This is a genomic window from Streptomyces sp. NBC_01788 (assembly GCF_035917575.1).
Taxonomy (GTDB): domain Bacteria; phylum Actinomycetota; class Actinomycetes; order Streptomycetales; family Streptomycetaceae; genus Streptomyces.
Genome location: NZ_CP109090.1, coordinates 1,765,393 through 1,782,601, shown reverse-complemented (window position 1 = coordinate 1,782,601; position 17,209 = coordinate 1,765,393). Strand labels below are relative to the sequence as shown.

14 protein-coding genes are annotated in these 17,209 nt (G+C 72.6%); 9 read left to right on the top strand and 5 right to left on the bottom strand.

Annotation, left to right across the window (positions count from 1 at the left end; genetic code table 11):
- The first annotated feature begins 58 nt into the window (after positions 1 to 58).
- Entirely contained in the window at positions 59 to 1,687 is a 1,629-nt protein-coding gene (locus OIE49_RS08305; RefSeq protein ID WP_326801758.1) for a cytochrome P450, read from the top strand.
- Here the strand turns inward: OIE49_RS08305 and OIE49_RS08300 are convergent.
- Positions 1,681 to 2,634, bottom strand: coding sequence for an RluA family pseudouridine synthase (locus tag OIE49_RS08300; protein WP_326801757.1), 954 nt, complete (start codon positions 2,632 to 2,634; stop codon positions 1,681 to 1,683). The genes OIE49_RS08305 and OIE49_RS08300 overlap by 7 nt on opposite strands.
- Positions 2,635 to 2,843: 209 nt before the next feature.
- Here OIE49_RS08300 and OIE49_RS08295 point away from each other — a divergent pair, with 209 nt between their 5' ends.
- The 3 genes from OIE49_RS08295 (at position 2,844) to OIE49_RS08285 (ending at position 5,489) form a co-directional block, all read left to right on the top strand.
- Complete coding sequence (locus tag OIE49_RS08295; RefSeq protein WP_326801756.1) at positions 2,844 to 3,491, top strand: PadR family transcriptional regulator; 648 nt, start codon at positions 2,844 to 2,846, stop codon at positions 3,489 to 3,491.
- Between the two features lie 196 nt (positions 3,492 to 3,687).
- Positions 3,688 to 4,716 (top strand): ATP-binding cassette domain-containing protein, encoded by a 1,029-nt coding sequence (locus tag OIE49_RS08290; protein WP_326801755.1) that lies wholly within the window; start codon positions 3,688 to 3,690, stop codon positions 4,714 to 4,716.
- On the top strand, positions 4,713 to 5,489 hold the full coding sequence (locus tag OIE49_RS08285; protein ID WP_326801754.1) for an ABC transporter permease: 777 nt from the start codon (positions 4,713 to 4,715) through the stop codon (positions 5,487 to 5,489). The genes OIE49_RS08290 and OIE49_RS08285 overlap by 4 nt, the downstream gene beginning before the upstream one ends.
- 56 nt (positions 5,490 to 5,545) lie before the next feature.
- Here the strand turns inward: OIE49_RS08285 and OIE49_RS08280 are convergent, their stop codons facing one another.
- Both OIE49_RS08280 and OIE49_RS08275 read right to left on the bottom strand, forming a co-directional pair.
- Complete coding sequence (locus OIE49_RS08280) at positions 5,546 to 6,391, bottom strand: siderophore-interacting protein (RefSeq protein ID WP_326801753.1); 846 nt, start codon at positions 6,389 to 6,391, stop codon at positions 5,546 to 5,548.
- 104 nt (positions 6,392 to 6,495) lie between these two features.
- Positions 6,496 to 7,425, bottom strand: coding sequence for a 5'-3' exonuclease (locus OIE49_RS08275; protein WP_326806173.1), 930 nt, complete (start codon positions 7,423 to 7,425; stop codon positions 6,496 to 6,498).
- Between the two features lie 203 nt (positions 7,426 to 7,628).
- On the opposite strand from OIE49_RS08275, the gene OIE49_RS08270 reads away from it, so the two are divergent.
- The 4 genes from OIE49_RS08270 to OIE49_RS08255 all read left to right on the top strand — a co-directional run bounded on the left by OIE49_RS08270 (position 7,629) and on the right by OIE49_RS08255 (position 12,904).
- Entirely contained in the window at positions 7,629 to 8,717 is a 1,089-nt protein-coding gene (locus OIE49_RS08270; protein ID WP_100567778.1) for a quaternary amine ABC transporter ATP-binding protein, read from the top strand.
- Positions 8,710 to 11,325 carry an ABC transporter permease/substrate binding protein gene (locus OIE49_RS08265; protein WP_326801752.1) on the top strand — a complete coding sequence of 872 codons (2,616 nt, stop codon included), beginning with the start codon at positions 8,710 to 8,712 and terminating at the stop codon, positions 11,323 to 11,325. The genes OIE49_RS08270 and OIE49_RS08265 overlap by 8 nt, the downstream gene beginning before the upstream one ends.
- Before the next feature lie 293 nt (positions 11,326 to 11,618).
- The gene (locus tag OIE49_RS08260; protein WP_100567780.1) at positions 11,619 to 12,185 is read left to right on the top strand and encodes a helix-turn-helix domain-containing protein; all 567 of its coding nucleotides are present in this window, start codon (positions 11,619 to 11,621) and stop codon (positions 12,183 to 12,185) included.
- Positions 12,185 to 12,904, top strand: coding sequence for a helical backbone metal receptor (locus OIE49_RS08255; protein ID WP_326801751.1), 720 nt, complete (start codon positions 12,185 to 12,187; stop codon positions 12,902 to 12,904). The genes OIE49_RS08260 and OIE49_RS08255 overlap by 1 nt, the downstream gene beginning before the upstream one ends.
- Here OIE49_RS08255 and OIE49_RS08250 read toward each other — a convergent pair.
- The gene (locus OIE49_RS08250) at positions 12,816 to 13,988 is read right to left on the bottom strand and encodes a TDT family transporter (protein WP_326801750.1); all 1,173 of its coding nucleotides are present in this window, start codon (positions 13,986 to 13,988) and stop codon (positions 12,816 to 12,818) included. The two genes, OIE49_RS08255 and OIE49_RS08250, sit on opposite strands and share 89 nt — an antisense overlap.
- Positions 13,989 to 14,058: 70 nt before the next feature.
- Between OIE49_RS08250 and OIE49_RS08245 the strand changes: the two genes are divergently transcribed.
- A complete protein-coding gene (locus tag OIE49_RS08245) occupies positions 14,059 to 15,018 on the top strand; it encodes a LysR family transcriptional regulator (protein ID WP_326801749.1) in 960 nt (319 codons plus the stop codon).
- Positions 15,019 to 15,139: 121 nt separating this feature from the next.
- Here the strand turns inward: OIE49_RS08245 and OIE49_RS08240 are convergent, their stop codons facing one another.
- The gene (locus OIE49_RS08240; protein WP_326801748.1) at positions 15,140 to 16,342 is read right to left on the bottom strand and encodes an amino acid deaminase/aldolase; all 1,203 of its coding nucleotides are present in this window, start codon (positions 16,340 to 16,342) and stop codon (positions 15,140 to 15,142) included.
- Positions 16,343 to 17,209: the final 867 nt, after the last annotated feature.

The window sequence follows — 17,209 nt, the reverse complement described above, 5'->3', positions numbered from 1 at the left end:
CGCGCCGGCCGGCCCGTCCGCGCACCCACACCTCCTCCGTTCCCCGAAAGCGACCGCCGTGACGCCTGAACACGATTCCCCGACCGGTCCGGACGACCTCGCCCCCGCCCCGCCGCCCGGCTGCCCCGCGCACGGCACCGGGCCCGGAGGACTGCACCGGCTCCACGAGGCGCGGGACCTGAGAGTCCTCTACGAGCAACTCCGCGAGCAGTACGGCCCGGTGGCGCCCGTACTGCTCCACGACGACGTGCCGATGTGGGTGGTCCTCGGCCATGCCGAGAACCTGCACATGGTGAGCAGCCCCTCGCAGTTCACGAAGGACAGCCGTATCTGGACGCCGCTCGGGGACGGCACGGTCAAGCCCGACCATCCGCTCATGCCGCACATCGCCTGGCAGCCGATCTGCGCGCACGCCGAGGGCGAGGAACTCAGGCGGCTGCGCGGCGCCGTGCAGGGCGCCCTGGAGTTCATCGACTTCCGTGCCCTGCGCCGCCACATCGGCCGGGCCACCCAGCGCCTGGTCAACCGGTTCTGTGAGACGGGCCGCGCCGACCTCGTCGCCCGGTTCACCGAGCATCTGCCCATGGCGGTGATGTGCCAGGTCCTCGGCATGCCGGAGGAGTACAACGACCGGATCGTGCAGGCCGCCCGCGACATGCTCAAGGGCACCGAGACCGCGATCGCCAGCAACGAGTACATCATGGACTGCCTGCTTCGGCTCGCCGTCCGCCGCCGGGCCCGGCCCGAGGACGACCTCACCAGCCACCTCATCGACCAGCCGGCGGGCCTGACCGACGAGGAGGTCGGCCAGCATCTGCGCGTCGTACTCATCGGCACCTACGAGGCCAGCGCCAACCTGCTGGCCAACACCGTGCGCCGGGTTCTGACCGAGCCCGGTTTCCGGGCCCAGCTCAACGGCGGTCAGATGACCGTGCCGGAGGCGGTCGAGCAGTCCCTGTGGGACGAGCCGCCGTTCAGCACCATCTTCGGCTACTTCGCCAAGCAGGAGACGGAACTCGGTGGCCGGCGCATTCGCCGGGGTGACGGGCTGCTGCTGGGCATCGCGCCGGGCAACGCCGATCCCCGGGTGCGGCCCGGTCCGACGGCGGACATGCAGGGCAACCGCTCCCACCTCGCCTTCGGCGGCGGCCCGCACGAGTGCCCCGGCCAGGACGTCGGGCGTGCCATCGCCGACGTCGGCGTCGACATGCTGCTGACCCGGCTGCCGGACGTCCGGCTCGACTGCGAGGAGACGGAACTGCGCTGGACGGAGTCGATCGCCTCCCGCCATCTGCTGGAGCTGCCGGTGCGGTTCACGCCGCGGCCGCAGCAGGACGAGCGATCCAAGCCGAGCCACACCCCGCACCCGGTTGAGCCGTCGCGCCCGGAGTGGGAGATCGGCAGCGCGACCGCGGGGCGGCGGCCGGAGCGGTCGCCCGAGCCGTCGGCCACGGGCTCGGCGGTGCCGGAGCCGGCCGCCGCGCGCTCGGGGGTGCCGGAGCCGGCCGCCGCGCGCTCGGGGGTGCCGGACCCGTCGGCCACGGGCTCGGCCGTGCCGGAACCGGCGGCCGCCGTGGAGCCGGGTGTGGCACCGGCCGCCGAGGACCCGCACCCCGCACCGGCCGACGGCGCGGACCGCCCCCAGGGTGCCTGGCAGCGCCTCCTGCGCTGGTGGCGCGGTTACTGACGACCCGCCCAGCCCGCGAAGTCGGACCAGGCCCGAAGCGCCCGCCCGCTGGTGAACCGGTGCTCCGTCCCCGTGACCGGGTCCGTGAACTCCAGTGTCCGCGCCAGGAGTTGCAGCGGGCGCCGGAAGTCACCGGCGGGCACGGGGTCGGTCACCACCGGGTAGAGGGGGTCGCCCAGGATCGGTACGCCCAGCGCGTTCATGTGCACCCGCAGTTGGTGCGTCTGCCCGGTGGCGGGCACCAGCCGGTACCGCCCGAGCCCGTCCGGGCGGTGCTCGGCGAGCTCCACGCGCGTGACGGCGTTCGGGTCGCCCGCCACCTCGCGAGCGGCCTGGACCCCGCGCTCCTTCACGATCCGGCTGCGCACGGTCCGCGGCAGGGTCAGTGCCGGGTCGTACGGCGCCACCGCCTCGTACTCCTTGCGCACCAGCCGGTCACGGAAGAGCGCCTGGTAGGCGCCGCGTTCCTCGGGCCGCACCGTGAACAGCACCAGCCCGGCGGTGAGCCGGTCCAGGCGGTGTGCGGCGCTCAGCGCGGGGATGCCCAGCTCCCGGCGCAGCCGTGCCAGCGCCGTCTCGGCGACGTGTGAGCCGCGCGGGGTGGTGGCGAGGAAGTGCGGCTTGTCGACGACGACGAGGTGCTCGTCACGGTGCACGACCCGGAGCGGGAAGGGCACCGGCACCTCCTCGGGCAGCTCCCGGTGGAACCACACGTACATGCCGGGCTCGTACGGCGCGTCGGTCGCCACCGCCCGGCCGTCGGCCCCGACGACCAGGCCCGCGTCGACCATGGCCCCGACCACCCCGGGCCCGGCCCCCGACAAACGCTCCACCAGATACGCCCGCACGGTGGCCCAGGACCCGGCGGCGGGCAGCCGTATCCGCACCGGGTCCACCCCGCGGCGCTGCGGCAGGGGAGAGGGCGGGGTACGGGTCTTGCGTCGCATCGACCGAAAGCCTACGAGGCCGCCCACGGCCCCGGGAAACCGGTGCGCCGACCGCCCGGCCGGTGGGCAGGAGCATGCATCTGCACGCCCGCCTCCGGGGGACTGACGCTGGAATGCCGCTACCGGGACCACGATATATCGCGTACGTTGACGTGCGCGTCGAGACGCGATATGTTCGTGGCCGGATATTCGGAAGCGAGGTGACGGTGATGGCCGGCGGGCGCAGAAGGCTGAGCAATCCGCTCGCGCTGACCGTGATGACCACGCTCTGGCAGAAACCGATGCACCCCTACGAGATCGCGCGGACCCTGCGCCGTCAGGGCAAGGACGCCAGCACAAAGATCAACTACGGCTCGCTCTACACGGTCGTGCAGAACCTGGAGGAGCGCGGCTTCGTCGAGGTGGTCGACGTCGAGCGCCGGGGCAACCGCCCCGAGCGCACGATCTACGCGCTCACCGGGTCCGGCCGTGAGGAGATGACGCGGTGGCTGTCGGACCTCGTCGCCGTGCCGGCCAAGGAGTACCCGATCTTCGAGACCGCGCTCTCGCTGCTGGGGGCGCTGCCCCCGGACGACGTCGTGCGGCTGCTGGAGGAACGGCTGACCGCCCTGGAAATGCGGGTGGCGAGCGGACGGGCGGTTCTGGACAAGCTCTACGAGACGCTGCCGCGCCTGTTCCTCATAGAGGTCGAGTACCACCAGCACATGGCCGAGGCGGAGACGGAGTGGGTCCGCGGCTTCGCCCGCGAGATCCGCGAGGGCTCGCTGCCGGGCGTCGAGGGCTGGCGCCGGTTCCACGAGACGGGGGAGATCCCCGCGGAGTTCAAGGAAGCCGAGGAACGCCACTACCAGAAGTGAACTCGCCATGAGACAGACCCCGGCAGGGCTGTTGCAGCAGTCCCGCCGGGGTCTCGAACCCCGAAGCCGAATCCACCGTGAGGCTTCTCCGGGCGATCGAGGTGCGGCACACCCAGGATAGCCCGGCGCTCTCACGTGGATCATTCGGCCATCTTCGCCACCCATCCACGCACCACTCATCCAGGAGAGCTCCGCCATGAGTCCCACCCGGGCACCCGCCGTCGAGGCGCGCGGGCTGATCAAGACCTATTCCGGCGACGTCACCGCCCTCAACGGCATGGACATCACCGTCGAGCCGGGCACCGTCTTCGGCCTCCTCGGTCCGAACGGCGCCGGCAAGTCCACCACCGTCAAGATCCTCACCACCCTGGCCCGCCCCGACGCCGGCGAGGCGACCGTGGCCGGCCACGACGTGCTGCGCCACCCGGACCGGGTGCGGCGCGCCATCGGCGTGGTCGCGCAGAACTCCGGCGCCGACCCGGTCGCCACCGGCCGTGAGAACCTCCGGCTCCAGGGCAGGCTCTACGGTCTGAAGGGCGCCGGCCTCGACCGGCGGGCCGACGAACTGCTGGAGCGGTTCAGCCTCGCCGACGCCGCCCGCCGCCCGGTCAAGGGCTACTCCGGCGGCATGCGGCGGCGCCTGGACGTCGCTCTCGGACTGGTGCACCGGCCCGAAGTCCTCTTCCTCGACGAGCCCACCACCGGCCTCGACCCGGAGGCCCGTACGGCGATGTGGGACGAGATCGGCCGCCTGGCCGGCGAGGAGGGACTGACCATCCTGCTCACCACGCACTACCTGGAGGAGGCCGACCGGCTCGCCGAGCGCATCGCCATCGTCGACCGCGGCCGGGTCGTCGTCGAGGGCACCCCGGACTCCCTCAAGGGCGAACTGCGCGGCGACGCGGTCCACATGGAACTGCGGGAGGCGGTCGGCGAGGCCGGGCGCACGCTGCTCGCCGGCACCCTGGGTTCCCTGCCCGGCGTGCACGAGGTGCTGATCGACGGGCGCCGGATCAGCGCCCGCGCCGACGACGGAGCCGCCGCGATCCCCGCGCTTCTCGCAGGCCTGGAGCGCGCCGGAGTCACCGTGACCGCGGCGACCGTGGCCCGCCCCTCCCTCGACGACGTCTACCTCCGCTACGCGGGCCGACGTTACGCCGAGGCGGAGGCCGAGAGCGGAGCCGCCGGCGCCGAGGCCCTCGCCCTCGCCGGAGGTGCCCGATGAGCACCGCGATCTCCCAGACCTGGTACATGACCCAGCGTCAGATGACGGTGTTCGCACGCCAGCCCGCCTACGCGGTCATCACCCTGATCCAGCCCGTGATCTGGCTGTTCCTGTTCGGCAACCTCTTCAGGAAGGTCGTCGAACTCGGCGGCTTCGGCACCACCTCGTACCTGGACTACCTGGTACCGGGTGTGGTCGTGATGAGCGCGCTCAGCTCCAACATGTGGGCCGGCATGGGCACGTTGGAGGAGATCCAGCGCGGCACCCTCAACCGGTTCCTGACCACACCGGTCAGCCGGGCCGCGCTGATGAACGGCAACGTGGTCCACAACGGCCTCGTCACCGCCCTTCAGTCGGTCGTCATCGTGCTGCTCGGCCTGCTGGGCGGGGCCGACTACCCCGGCGGCGTCGGCGGCGTCCTGATCCTGGTGCTTGCCTCGGTGCTGCTCGGCACGGTCTTCGGGGCGCTGTCCAACGCGCTCGGCATGCTGGTGCAGGAGCGGGAGTCCATCATCGGCATCAACACCTTCCTGCTGCTGCCGCTGACGTTCCTGTCCTCCGCCTTCATGGCCCCCGCGCAGATGCCCGGCTGGATGCGCCACATCGCCGACTTCAACCCGCTCAACTGGGCGATGGTGGCGGGCCGTTCCGCGATGTCCGCGCATCCCGACTGGAGCGTGGTGGGGAGCCGGGGCGGCGCGCTGCTGGCCCTCGCGGTGGCCGCGGTGTGGCTGTCCATACGGACGTTCCACTCCTACCAGCGGTCGGTCTGAGCCGCGCGAAAGCGGCGGCGGTACCGACCCGGTACCGCCGCCGCTTCGTGCGTGGCTCACGCGGCCGGCGCCGCGCCCTCCTGCTCCGCCTCGACCCGGGCGTTCCAGTCCCGCTTGGAGGCCTGCCAGCCGTCCTCGTCATGGCCGAGCCGCCAGTACCCGGAGATCGACAGGCTCTCGCGGGGAACGGAGTGCTCGACCCGCAGCAGCCGGCGCAGCTCCTTCACGAACCCGGCCTCGCCGTGCACGAACGCGTGCACCCGGCCCTCGGGGAACGGCAGCGCCCGTACGGCCTCCACCAGCGCCCGGCCGACCGGCCGCTCGCCGCGGTGCAGCCAGACCACCTCCACGTCGGAGTCGATCTTCTGCTCCTCCTCGGGGCCCGCGACCTCGATGAAGACGTGGGCTGTCGCGCCCTCGGGCAGTGCCTCCAGGGAGCGCGCGATTGCCGGCAGGGCGCTCTCGTCACCGGCCAGCAGATGCCAGTCGGCGCTCGCGTCCGGGGCGTAGGCGCCGCCGGGACCCAGGAAGCGCACGGTCTCGCCCGGTCGCGCCAGCAGCGACCAGGGGCCGGCCAGCCCCTCGTCGCCGTGGATGACGAAGTCCAGGGTCAGCTCGCGCTGGCCGGGGTTCCAGGCGCGCACCGTGTACGTCCGGGTCACCGGCCACTGCTCGCGCGGCAGCTCCTCGCGGATCCGCTGGAGGTCGAAGGGCTCGGGATAGGTGACGCCGTCGGGCGGGAACAGCAGCTTGACGTAGTGGTCCGTGCAGCTGTCCGCCGAGAAGTCGGCCAGGCCGTCCCCGCCGAGCACCACGCGCTGCATGTGCGGGGTCAGCCGTTCGGTCCGGACGACCTGCGCGGAGTGGGTCCTGCGCTGCTTGCGCGCCGGACGTTCTGCCATGACGGCCTCCCAGTTCCCCATGCTTAGGTTTACCTAAGTTAGCACCTCTCCCCGGTGAGTACCTCTCCCGTACGGGGAGCGGCGGGCGCGCGTCGCCGCGGCCGTCACGCCCCCAGCGTGGCGAGCAGCCGCTGAAGTGAACCTCCCAGACCCCAGCGGGCCGCCAACTCCTCGAGCGCTGCCGGATCGCGCGGGGCGCGCGGCAGCGCCGTGTCCACGTCCGGCAGCGGGACGTCGGCGGCAACGCGCACGACCTTCGGCGCCACCGCGAGATACGGCCGCGCCTCGTCGAGCCGCCTGCGCTGCGACGGCGTGAGCTTCGCCTTCGGGTCGTCGACGGCCGCCATGATCCCGGCCAGGTCGCCGAACTCGGCGAGCAGCCTGGCCGCCGTCTTCTCACCGATGCCGGGCACGCCCGGCAGCCCGTCGCTCGGATCGCCGCGCAGCAGCGCCAGATCCGCGTACCCCGGGCCGTCGACCCCATACTTCTCCCGCAGCGCCGCCTCGTCGGTGGCCTGAAGCGTGCCGACGCCCTTGACCGGGTACAGCACCCGGATCCCGCGGGCGTCGTCCACCAGCTGGTACAGGTCCCGGTCGCCGGTGACGATGTCGACCGGGCCGCTCGCCCGCGCGGTGAACGTGCCGATCACGTCGTCCGCCTCGTACCCCGCCACGCCCACCCGGGCGATGCCCACCGCGTCCAGGACCGACTCGATCACCGGGACCTGCGGGGACAGCGTGTCCGGCACCTCCTCCTCGTCCGGGCCGCCGGTGTGCTCCACGGCCACCCGGTGCGCCTTGTAGGAGGGGATCAGCTCCACCCGCCAGGCCGGACGCCAGTCCGCGTCCATGCAGGCCACCAGGAGGTCGGGCCGGTGGTCCTTGACCAGCCGGTCGATGAAGTCGAGCAGCCCGCGCACGGCGTTCACCGGCGTGCCGTCCGGGGCCCTGATCGACTCCGGGACGCCGAAATAGGCGCGGAAGTACAGGGAGGCGGTGTCGAGGAGCATCAGTCGTCCGGTCACGTCCCGCATCATGCCGTACGGCACCGACAGTCACCCGACGGCGGAAACCGTGGATTCCTGGTGGCCGTGAGGCGAGGACATTGTGAACCAGACCACGTTTGGTTTGAGCCAAAAGGGTCTGGGCAGGCGCGCCTCGGATCGAAGTTGGTTGCTTTCTTCAACTGTTAGCGGCCCTCTGCGTCCTGTCCCTGGCCCCGAGACAAGAGGTACGCGTGTCTTCAAGACTTCAGGCCCAGCACCTGTTCAAGGTGTTCGGCCGACGACCGGACGAGGCAGTGGAAAAGCTACGGCAGGGTGCCGACCGCGAGGATCTGCGCGCCGGCGGCACCACCGCCGCCGTCATCGACGCCTCGTTCAGCGTCGATCCCGGCCAGATCTTCGTCGTCATGGGCCTGTCCGGATCCGGCAAGTCCACGCTCCTGCGGATGCTGAACGGGCTGCTGGAGCCGACCGCGGGCACCGTCAGTTTCGACGGCCAGGACCTGACCGCGCTCAGCGACCGCGAGCTGCGCGAGGTCCGTTCCAGGAAGATCAGCATGGTCTTCCAGCACTTCGCGCTCTTCCCGCACCGCAGCGTCCGCGAGAACGCCGCCTACGGTCTGGAAGTGCAGGGCGTGCCCCGCGCCGAGCGCGAACGCCGCGCCGACGAGGCGCTCGCCCTGTGCGGTCTGGCCGGCTGGGAGTCCTCCTGGCCCGACGAGCTCTCCGGCGGCATGCAGCAGCGGGTGGGCCTGGCCCGCGCCCTGGCCACCGACGCCGACCTGCTGCTGATGGACGAGTCCTTCAGCGCCCTGGACCCGCTGATCCGGCGCGACATGCAGGACCAGCTTCTCCAGCTCCAGAAGACGCTCAAGAAGACGATCGTCTTCATCACGCACGACCTCAACGAGGCCATGCGCCTGGGTGACCGGATCGCCGTCATGCGCGACGGCCGCATCGTGCAGACCGGCACCGCCGAGGACATCCTGCTGCGCCCCGCCGACGACTACGTCGCCTCCTTCACCCAGGACGTCGACCGGTCCCGGGTGCTGACCGCGGAGTCGGTCATGGACCGCGACGTGCGCGGTGACGAGGCGGACTGCGGCTGCGACACCGCGACCCCGCACACCCCGTTCACCGAGCTGTGCGCGATCAGCGCCCGCGTGCCCCACCCGGTCGCCGTGCTGGACGAGGACCACGACCTCGTCGGCATCGTCCCGCGCCGGCGGCTCGTCGGCTTCCTGGGCGACGAGCAGAGCAGCCAGGTGAGCTGCGACGCGCCGCGGGACAAGGGCGGCGACAAGGCGGTGGCCCGTGCCTAGGATCCCGCTCGGCGACTGGGTCAACTCCGCGGTCGACTGGCTGCTCGGCCACATGTCCTGGCTCTTCGACTTCTTCAAGGCCGTCTTCACCGGCACCTACGACGGCATCAACGCCGTCCTCCAGGCGCCGCAGCCGCTGCTGCTCGCGGGCATCTTCGCCGTGCTCGCCTGGTGGCTGCGCGGCTCCCTCGCCGGAGTGCTCACCTTCGTGGGGTTCGCGTTCATCGACTCCATGGAACTGTGGTCGGACGCGATGGTGACCCTGTCACTGGTCCTCGTCGCCACGATCATCGCGCTGGTCGTCTCCGTGCCGGTCGGCATCTGGGCGGCCCGCTCGGACCGGGTCAGCGCCGTCGTCCGGCCGGTCCTGGACTTCATGCAGACGCTGCCCGCGATGATCTACCTCATCCCGGCCATCCTGTTCTTCGGCACCGGCGCCTCCGCGGGCATCGTCGCCACCCTGATCTTCGCCCTCGCGCCCGGCGTCCGCATGACGGAGCTGGGCATCCGCCAGGTCGACAAGGAACTGGTGGAGGCGGCCGAGGCGTTCGGCACCACGCCCCGCAACACGCTGCTGCGCGTCCAGCTCCCGCTGGCGCTGCCCACCGTGATGGCCGGCGTCAACCAGGTGATCATGCTCGGTCTGTCCATGGCCGCGATCGCCGGCATGGTCGGCACCGGCGGCCTCGGCGGCGACGTCAACGAGGCCATCGGCCAGCTCAACGTCGGCCTCGGCTCCGAGTCCGGCATCGCCATCGTGATCCTCGCGATCTACCTCGACCGCATGACCAGCGCCCTGGGCACCGAGGTCTCGCCGCTCGGCCGGCGTGCCGCCGCCAAGGCGCGGGCCGCCAAGGGCCTGAAGATCTGGTCCTACCGGCCGCAGCCGCAGATCGCCGTGATCGGCGTGGTGGTCCTCGCCCTGGTCGCGGGCGGCATGGGCCTCTTCGCCGGCGGCGGCAGCACGACGGCCGCCGGTGACGGCAGCGACGTCGGCCGCGGCAAGAAGATCACCATCGGATACATCCCGTGGGACGAGGGCGTCGCCTCCACCTTCCTGTGGAAGGAGGTCCTCGAACAGCGCGGCTACCAGGTCGACGCCCGCCAGTTCGACGCCGGACCGCTCTACACCGCGCTCGCCCAGGGCAACGTCGACTTCGAGACGGACTCCTGGCTGCCGACGACCCACGCCCAGTACTGGAAGAAGTACGGCAGCGAGCTCGACGACCTCGGCTCCTGGTACGGGCCGACGTCCCTCGAGCTGACCGTCCCCTCGTACATGAAGGACGTGAACTCGCTCGAGGACCTCAAGGGCAAGGCGTCCACCTTCGGCGGGAAGATCACCGGCATCGAGTCCAGCGCCGGCATGATGGGCCTGCTCAAGAGCAAGGTCCTCAAGGACTACGGCCTCGACAAGGAATACAAGGTCGTCGACAGCTCCACGCCCGCCATGCTGGCCGAGCTCAAGCGCGCCTACAGCAAGAAGGAACCGATCGTCGTCACGCTCTGGTCGCCGCACTGGGCGTACAGCGACTACGACCTGAAGAAGCTGAAGGACCCCAAGGGCTCCTGGGGCAAGGGCGACGGCGTGCACACGCTGGCCCGCAAGGGCTTCGCCAACGAGGACCCGGTCGTCGGCGACTGGCTGAAGAACTTCAAGCTGACCGAGAAGCAGCTCACCAGCCTCGAGGCCGAGATCAACAAGGCGGGCAAGGGCCGCCAGCAGGACGCCGTGCGCGCCTGGCTGAAGGACAACCCGGGCGTCGTCGACAAGCTCGCCCCGCTGCCCGGGGGCTCCGACGCCAAGCCGGCCGAGGCCAAGCGCACCCTGAACGTCGCCTGGTTCCCGTGGGACGAGGACATCGCCGTCACCCACCTGTGGAAGAACGTCCTGGAGCGCCGCGGCTACCGGATGAACATGAAGCAGATGGACGTGGGCCCGGTCTACACGGGCCTCGCCGGCGGCGACATCGACCTCAACTTTGACGCCTGGCTGCCCTACGCCCAGAAGAACTACTGGGACAAGAGCAAGGACAGACTCAAGGACCTCGGCACCTGGTACGAGCCGACCTCCCTGGAGATCGCCGTGCCCTCCTACGTCAAGGACGTGAAGTCCCTGGAGGACCTCAAGGGCAAGGCGTCCACCTTCGGCGGGAAGATCATCGGCATCGAGCCGGGCACCGGCGAGATGGACCTGCTGAAGACCAAGGTCCTGCCCGGCTACGGCCTGGACAAGGAGTACAAGGTCGTCGACGGCTCCACGCCCGCGATGCTCGCCGAGCTCAAGCGCGCGTACGCCAGGAAGCAGCCCGTGGCCGTGGTGCTGTGGTCGCCGCACTGGGCGTACAGCCGCTACGACCTCACCAAGCTCGCCGACGACAAGAAGCTCTTCGGCGAGGGCAACACCGTGCGCACCATCTCCAGCGCCAAGTTCCCCGAGCAGTACCCGCAGCTCACCAAGTGGATCAAGAACTTCAGGATGAGCGAGGACGAGCTCGGCAGCCTGGAGAGCGAGATCAACCAGCGCGGTCAGGGCCACGAGGACGCGGCCGTCGCCGCCTGGCTGAAGCAGCACCCCGACGTCCCGGCGCGGATGACCCCGCAGTAGCCTCCGCTCCGGACACCGCCGAAGGGGCGGGCCGCCTCGCATCGCCCGCGATGCGCGGGACGGGCCCGCCCCGCACGCTTGTCCACAGGAGGATTCCGGCCAACCGTGCGGAGCCACCCCCACGCACCCCGGACCCGCGCGATCCTTACAGGCATGTGACGGGCGACAGGAAACTGTTTGCCGGACATGCGTAGGGTGCAGAGAACTCATCAGAAGGAGTGCGCCCGGAACCGGGCCCGCAGGCAGCGGCCCCACGAACAGCGGACCGACGAGCGAAGGAGGGAGCCGGAGCGATGGGCGACAACAAAGAGCGGCCCCTCCGGGTGGGCGCGGCCGTCCGGCGGCGCCGCCGCGCGCTGGGGCTCACCCTCGCCGTGGTCGCCGACCGCAGCGGTCTGTCGGTCCCCTTCCTGAGCCAGATCGAGAACGACCGGGCCCGGCCCAGCCAGACCTCCCTGGAGAAGGTCGCCGACGCCCTGCGCACCACCGCCGTGGAACTGCTCGCGGCGGCCGACCCGGCGTGCAGCGTCGACGTCGTACGCGCCGAGGTCACCGAGCTGGAACCCGAACCCCGGGTGCGCTCCCTGGTGCGCGGCCACCACCAGCTCCACGCCTCGGAGTTCACCGGCGACCATGACGCCGGCCGTGAATTCCAGCACCGCAACGACGAGTTGATGTACGTCGCCGACGGAGCGGTGGAGATCGAGGCGGAGGGCCGGGCCTACCGGCTGGTGCGCGGCGACACGATGTACCTCACCGGCGGGGTCCGCCACCGCTGGCGGGCGACGGTGCCCGACACCCGGGTGATCGTGGTCGCGGTCGCCGAGCACATCGAGGCGGTACAGGACCGGTCGCGCTGATGCGGGTCGTCTCGCTGGTCCCCTCGCTCACCGAGGCGGTGGCCGTGTCCCTGCCCGGCGTGCTCGTCGGCGCCACCGACTGGTGCACGCATCCGGCGGACCTCGACGTCGCCCGGGTCGGCGGCACCAAGAACCCCAAGGTGGACCGGATCGCCGCCCTCGCCCCCGACCTGGTGATCGCCAACGAGGAGGAGAACCGCAAGCCCGACCTCGACGCCCTGCGCGCGGCGGGCCTGGACGTCCTGGTGACCGAGATCAGGGACCTGCCGCAGGCCTTCCGCGAACTGGCCCGGGTGCTGCGCGCGTGCGGCGGGACCGCCCGCCCCCGATGGCTGGACGAGGCCGAGGCCGCCTGGGCGTCGCCGCCCGTGCCGCCGCGCCGTACGACGGCCGTTGTACCGATCTGGCGGCGGCCCTGGATGGTGCTGGGCCGGGACACCTTCGCGGGTGACGTCCTGGCCCGACTGGGCGTCGACCACCTCCATGCCGGGCACGCCGAACGCTATCCGCGCGTCCCGCTGGAGGAGTTGCGCGCGGCGGCCCCGGACGTCGTCGTCCTGCCGGACGAGCCGTACCGGTTCACCGCCGACGACGGTCCCGAGGCCTTCCCCGGACTGCCCTGCGCGCTGGTCAGCGGGCGGCACCTGACGTGGTACGGGCCGTCGCTGGCGCGGGCTCCGCGGGTACTGGGCGAGGCGCTGCGAGCAGCGCGCCGCTGACCAGCCCGCGGGCGGTGTGCACGCCCGCGGCGGCCCAGGCCGTCACCAGGACGGCGTACAGGGCGACCGCGAGGGCACTGTAGGCGGCGAGGTGGGTGTGCCGGGCGAGGGCCGCGGCGCCGGTGACGCAGGTGCCCACCGGGAAGGTGAACGACCACCAGGTCATCGCGAAGCCCATGCCCTGGCGGGCGGCGCGCACCACCTGGGCGGCGGCGAGGGCGAACCACATCAGCGCGAACCCCATCACCGGGACGCCGTACAGGACGGCGAGCACGCCGAAGCCGCCGGCGTACGGGGCCGGCACGACACCGGGGGCCATGTCCGCGAACGCGCCGACGGCGGTCGTGGACTGCCCGAGCGGGCCGAGGACCAGGAACAGTGTCGGGGTCAGCGCGAGCGGCAGCGGGCCCGCCGTGACCAGCCGGCCGAAGATCATCGGCAGGACGATCAGGGTGGCGAGCAGGCTGAGCCCGAACATCGCCACACACGCCAGGAGCAGGGTCGCCCGCGCCTGCCCGGCCGGCAGGTGCGGCACGAGGGCGGGCCCCAGGGCGGCGGACACCATGGGCGCGACCAGCGGCAGCAGCCACACGGGCGTCGCCTGGTGCGGCTCGATCCGGTGGTGCACGACCATCAGGTACGGCACGGCGACGGCGGCCGCGAGCCCGACGGCCGTACCGGCGGTGAACAGCACGGTGTCCAGGGCCACCGCGGCGGGAACGCCGATCCAGTCCCGCCCGACGGACAGGGCGCCGCCGCCGACCGCCAGCAGGGCCATGGACAGACAGCCGTAGAACGGCGCGGCCGCCGCGTCCAGCAGATGGGCGCGGGCCTGGTCGCGGTGGTGGATCCAGTGCAGGGTGCGCGCGGTCAGCAGGACCATGAGCCACACGAGCGAGAGGGCCCACACGGCGGCGCACACGGTTCGCAGTCCGGGGATGTGCGGCGGCAGCGCGGCGCCCGCCGTGCCGACGGCGGCGGTGCCCATGACGGAGGCGTACCAGTTGGGGCCCAGATGACGGACGGCGGGAACACGGGGCCGGGGTGCGGCCTGCCGGGGCAGGGAGTGGGCTGCGGTGACCATGACTCAAGGTTTTCCCGGTCCATACGCTCCCACCAGGGGGTTTGTGTCTATCACGACATAAGCTGGCTTTATGAGGAGCACCGAGAGCACCCAGAGGGGCGAGGCGAACGGAGGGGCCGGCGCGGGCCGGCGGCCGGGGACCTCGCTGGCGCACCGGGTGCCCGACCTGGGCGCGCTGGAACTGCTGCTGGCGGTGGCGCGGCTGGGGAGCCTCGGCGGGGCGGCCCGGGAGCTGGGCATCACCCAGCCGGCGGCGAGCAGCCGGATCCGCTCCATGGAGCGGCAGCTCGGCGTGGCGCTGGTGGACCGCTCGCCGCGGGGATCGCGGCTGACGGACGCCGGGGCCCTGGTCACCGACTGGGCGCGGCGCGTCGTGGAGGCGGCGGAGGCCTTCGACGCGGGCGCGCAGGCGCTGCGGGACCGGCGGGACTCGCGGCTGCGGGTGGCGGCGAGCATGACGATCGCGGAGTACCTGCTGCCGGGCTGGCTGATCGCGCTGCGCGCCCGGCGGCCGGACACGGCGGTGTCCCTGCTCGCCGGGAACTCGGCGGTGGTGGCGGAGCGGCTGCTGGGGGGCGAGGCGGACCTCGGCTTCGTGGAGGGAGTGTCGGTGCCGTCCGGTCTCGACTCCGTCGTGATCGGCCACGACCGCCTGCTCGTGGTGACCGCCCCGGCCCACCCGTGGGCCCGGCGGCGGCGCCCGCTGTCCGCGGAGGAGCTGGCCACCACGCCGCTGATCCTGCGCGAGAAGGGCTCCGGCACCCGGCAGGTTCTGGACGCGGCGCTCGGCGGCCTGGCACGCCCGCTGATCGAGCTGTCCTCCACGACGGCGGTGAAGGCGTCCGCGGTCAGCGGAGCGGGCCCGGCGGTGCTCAGCGAACTCGCGGTGGGCGAGGAACTGTCCCTGCGCCGGCTCGTCCCCGTCCCCGTCGACGGCGTGACCCTCGAACGCGACCTGCGAGCAGTCTGGCCCACCGGCCACCGGCCGGCGGGCCCGGCCCGCGAGCTGCTGTCCTTGACGCGGACGTGAGGTGAGCCCCCCACCTGGAACGCCGGCCCGACGGCACGGTCCGACCGGGCACCGGCGTGCCTCCGGGATGCCCGGGCAACCGCCCACGGGCGCGGGTTGCCGCCGCCCCTTGAGGCCCGGGCTACAGGAAGGTGTGCCCCTCGCCCCGGTACGTCGGCACGGCAGCCGTCACACGATCGCCCTCGACGAGGTGCAGCGTGTCGAACCGTTCGCACAACTCGCCCGCCTTGGCGTGCCGGAACCACACCTTGTCGCCGATCAGCAGGTCGTCGGCGGGGGAGCCGAGCAGCGGCGTCTGCACCTCGCCCGCTCCCTCCTGAGGGTCGTAGCGCAGCCCCTCGGGCAGGTACGGCACCGGGAGCCGGTCCGCGCCGGGCGCGCCGGAGGCCGGGTAGCCGCCGCCCAGGACCGTGACGACCCCGACCCCCGGGCGCCGGACGACGGGCAGGGCGAACAGCGCCGCCGGACGGCCCCGGAACGACGTGTAGTTGTCGAAGAGCCGCGGGACGTACAGCCCGGAGCCCGCGGCGATCTCGGTCACCGCGTCCTCCGCCGCCGTGTGCTGCACGCTGCCGGTGCCGCCGCCGTTCACGAACTCCAGGTCCGGCGCCACGGCCCGGACCGCCCGCACCACGGCGGCACGCCGCTCGGCGAGTTCCCGGCGCGCCGCGGCCTGCATCAGCCGGATCGCGCGCGAGCGCAGCGGACGTCCCGCGACCGCGTCGCCCACGCCCGCCACATGGCCCTCGTAGGCCATGATCCCCACGAGCGCGAACCCCGGGCGGCGGGCCACCGCACGGGCCATGTCGGCGACCTGGGCGGGGGAGTGCAGCGGGGAGCGGCGCGCGCCGACCCGTACGCGCCCGCCGAGCAGCCGCAGTGAGGTGTCCAACTCCAGGCAGACGCGTACGACTTCGCCTCCGCCCCCGCGCGCGGCGTCGATCAGGTCCAGTTGCGCGGGGTCGTCCACCATCACCGTGACGGCGCGGGCGAGTTCGGGGTCGGCGGCGAGTTCGGCGCAGGCGGCGCGGTCGGCGGACGGGTAGGCGAGCAGCACGTCGTCGAAGCCGGAGCGGGCCAGCCACAGGGACTCGGCGAGCGTGAACGACATGATGCCCGCGAAGCCGTCCTTCGCCAGGGCGCGTTCGAGCAGGGCCCGGCAGCGCACGGACTTGCTGGCGACCCGGACCGGCTTGCCGCCGGCCCGGCGGACGAGGTCCTCCGCGTTGGCGTCGAAGGCGTCCAGGTCCACGATCGCGACAGGGGCGTCGAGTTGGGCGGTGGCCCGGTCGTAACGGGCCCGGTCGGCGGCGCGCGGAGTCATGGACGCAGCCTGCCAGACCTGATTACCGCAGGGTAGGGGGATGTTCCGGGCAGATCCCCCTGGCCTCGCGGACTGGTTCCCGCCGGGGCCGGGGCAGCCCGTAGAGTGACGCGCACGCACGGCGGAACCAGGAAGTGATTCCGGCCGCAGCGTTGAGCCGGGATGGCGGTTCGCTCGTACGGGTATGCGTGTCCGGTGACGACGAGTCCGCGCCGGGCGGGGCGACGAGGACGACCGTGCCCGGTGAAACGGCACGGGCACGAGGAAACGGGGGGTGCATGAGCACGGAAGCGCGCCACGCCCCCGTCCCCCCACAACCCGTCGGGCCCACGGGCGGCGACGGCGACCCGGACACGCCGGCCCCCGCCACCGACGGCCCACCCAACGAGCCCGCACCTGCCGCGGGCGCGACACGGCCGACGCTTGGCGGCGGTACGTCCGCGCAGGCGCGTGGTGCGTCAACGGGTCCCGCGGCTTCGAGCCTGAACGCTTCCCCGCGTGGGGCTTCGGCGGGTTCCGGTGCTTCGGGCGTGGGGGGCTCCTCTCCTGTTGCGACAGGGGGAGGAGCGGCTGGTCCGGACACGAACGACCGGGCGGGGTACGGCACCGGCTTCCAGTCGCCTCGCTCCGGCCCCGGCGCCGACGGCGCCCAGGCCGCCACCGACTCCCGTCCCCGTTTCCCGGACTTCCGTCCCCCCTCCCGCCGCAGCACCACGCCCCCTGCGACACCGCCCCCCGCGACACTGCCCCCTCCCGCCGCCTCGGCCCGCTTCCCGGACGCACCGCCGACGGTCGGCAACGAGACCCGGCCGGGCACCGGGCCCGGGACGTCCGACCCCGCCGGGGGAAGCCGCGCCACGGTCCCCG

Coding starts and splice junctions, on each gene's coding strand:
- OIE49_RS08300 (WP_326801757.1), bottom strand. CDS start 2,634: ATGCGACGCAAGACCCGTACCCCGCCCTCTCCCCTGCCGCAGCGCCGC.
- OIE49_RS08295 (WP_326801756.1), top strand. CDS start 2,844: ATGGCCGGCGGGCGCAGAAGGCTGAGCAATCCGCTCGCGCTGACCGTG.
- OIE49_RS08290 (WP_326801755.1), top strand. CDS start 3,688: ATGAGTCCCACCCGGGCACCCGCCGTCGAGGCGCGCGGGCTGATCAAG.
- OIE49_RS08285 (WP_326801754.1), top strand. CDS start 4,713: ATGAGCACCGCGATCTCCCAGACCTGGTACATGACCCAGCGTCAGATG.
- OIE49_RS08280 (WP_326801753.1), bottom strand. CDS start 6,391: ATGGCAGAACGTCCGGCGCGCAAGCAGCGCAGGACCCACTCCGCGCAG.
- OIE49_RS08275 (WP_326806173.1), bottom strand. CDS start 7,425: ATGCGGGACGTGACCGGACGACTGATGCTCCTCGACACCGCCTCCCTG.
- OIE49_RS08260 (WP_100567780.1), top strand. CDS start 11,619: ATGGGCGACAACAAAGAGCGGCCCCTCCGGGTGGGCGCGGCCGTCCGG.
- OIE49_RS08255 (WP_326801751.1), top strand. CDS start 12,185: ATGCGGGTCGTCTCGCTGGTCCCCTCGCTCACCGAGGCGGTGGCCGTG.
- OIE49_RS08250 (WP_326801750.1), bottom strand. CDS start 13,988: ATGGTCACCGCAGCCCACTCCCTGCCCCGGCAGGCCGCACCCCGGCCC.
- OIE49_RS08245 (WP_326801749.1), top strand. CDS start 14,059: ATGAGGAGCACCGAGAGCACCCAGAGGGGCGAGGCGAACGGAGGGGCC.
- OIE49_RS08240 (WP_326801748.1), bottom strand. CDS start 16,342: ATGACTCCGCGCGCCGCCGACCGGGCCCGTTACGACCGGGCCACCGCC.